The organism is Pseudonocardia halophobica, assembly GCF_027922425.1.
GTDB classification, from domain to species: domain Bacteria; phylum Actinomycetota; class Actinomycetes; order Mycobacteriales; family Pseudonocardiaceae; genus Pseudonocardia; species Pseudonocardia halophobica.
The window spans coordinates 1-1,587 of record NZ_BSFQ01000108.1; the positions used below are offsets into that span (position 1 = coordinate 1).

A 1,587-nucleotide genomic window follows, 5' to 3' on the forward strand; every position below is an offset into this window, starting at 1 on the left:
GTAGCGCGACATGTTCTCGTCGAGTTCGTGCTCCCTGACCACCAGGTGGACCTCGGCCGCATGGCCCGCGAGGAAGACCGCGGCCTGGCCGGCCGAGTTGCCCCCACCCACGACCACCACCGGGTCTCCGACGCACTGCTGGGCCTCGATGGGCGTGGCCGCGTAGTACACGCAGGTGTCCTCGAACTGCTCCAGTCCGGGGACCGGGAGCCGGCGGACTCGCACGCCGGACGCGACGATCACCGTGCGGGTGGCCAACTCACCGCCGTCGGCGAACCGCAGCACGTGGTTCCCGTCGCGCTCCTCCAACCCCACCACCTCCGACGGGACGGACCGCCGCGCCCCGAACTTCTCCGCCTGCAACACAGCGCGCTCGGCCAGCTCGCCCCCGGAGATCCCGGAGGGGAAGCCGAGGTAGTTCTCGATGCACGACGTCCGCGCCGCCTGCCCGCCCGGCGCGACGCCGTCGAGCAGCGCGGTGTCCAGGCCCTCCGAGGCGCCGTACACAGCCGCCGCGAGCCCGGCAGGGCCGGCCCCCACGACCACGAGATCGCAGATCTCCCGGCCGTCACCGATGTCGCGGAGTCCGAACATCGGCGCGAGTTCGGCGGTCGAGGGGTTGCGCAGCAGCCGGTCCCGGTACAGCACGATCGGCGTGTCGCCGGGACCGAGCCCGAGGGAGCGGAGCAGCTGCTCAGCCATGGAATCGGTCTCCAGGTCCAGGAACCGGTGCGGCAGCCGGTTGCGGACGGCGAACTCGCGCAGCTGCCTGGTGGTGGCCGAGTACCTGGAGCCGATGATCCGGAACCCGATGCCCTCGCCCAGCGCCAGCCATCGTCGGACGAGGTAGGCCCGCAGCACGAGATCACCGAAGGCGTGGTCCCGCGCCGCGAGGGCACGCAGCCGGTCGGCCGGAACCGCCAGGACCTCACCCGGGTCGACGACGACGTCGCTCAGGAAGGCCGGCTGCCGCGTGAGGACACCGAGCTCGCCGAGGAAGCGGCCGGACCCGTGCAACCGCGCCACACGCTGGTCGGGCGTCCCGAGCGCTTCGACGACGGCGACCCGGCCGGAGAGCACCACGTAGAAGGTGTCCTCCGCCTCGCCCTCGGCGACCAGCACGTCCCCGCGTGTCGTGGGCCGACGCTCCCCCCAGGCCTCCAGCTCCCGCAGGCGCGTCTCCTCAAGGCGGGGAAAGGCCCCGGACACGTCCGGCGTCTCCCCGGGCGGCACGTCGGCCAGCAGTTGCTCGACGCCAGGGCTCTTCCGGTCGGCCGACTCCCGGGCGGTCACACCGGTGCCTCGTCGACGAAGCACCACCGCCAGTCCTCGCCCGGCTCGAACGACCGGATGATCGGGTGACCGACCAGGCCGGCGTGCCGGCGGGCATGCCTGCCCGGGGACTGGTCGCAGCAGCCGACGTGCCCGCAGGTCAGGCACAGCCGCAGATGGACCCAGGGCGATCCGGTCCGCAGGCACTCCTGGCATCCCTCGGGCGTGCGGGGCTCGACGTCGTCGCGGACGAAGGCCAGGTGCGGGTCGAGCCCTACCGGAACGTTCATCGGTCCTCGGTTCCCTTCGACTGCA

The 1,587-nt window shown here is 72.7% G+C and carries 2 protein-coding genes; both read right to left on the reverse strand.

What is annotated here, in order from left to right; all coding sequences use genetic code 11:
• Positions 1 to 1,293: FAD-dependent oxidoreductase (locus PKE99_RS37460; protein WP_271215016.1), on the reverse strand; the 1,293-nt coding region annotated here is incomplete at its 3' end.
• On the reverse strand, positions 1,290 to 1,562 hold the full coding sequence (locus PKE99_RS37465; protein WP_037053478.1) for a UBP-type zinc finger domain-containing protein: 273 nt from the start codon (positions 1,560 to 1,562) through the stop codon (positions 1,290 to 1,292). The genes PKE99_RS37465 and PKE99_RS37460, both read right to left, overlap by 4 nt.
• Positions 1,563 to 1,587: the final 25 nt, after the last annotated feature.

Coding starts and splice junctions, on each gene's coding strand:
- PKE99_RS37465 (WP_037053478.1), bottom strand. CDS start 1,562: ATGAACGTTCCGGTAGGGCTCGACCCGCACCTGGCCTTCGTCCGCGAC.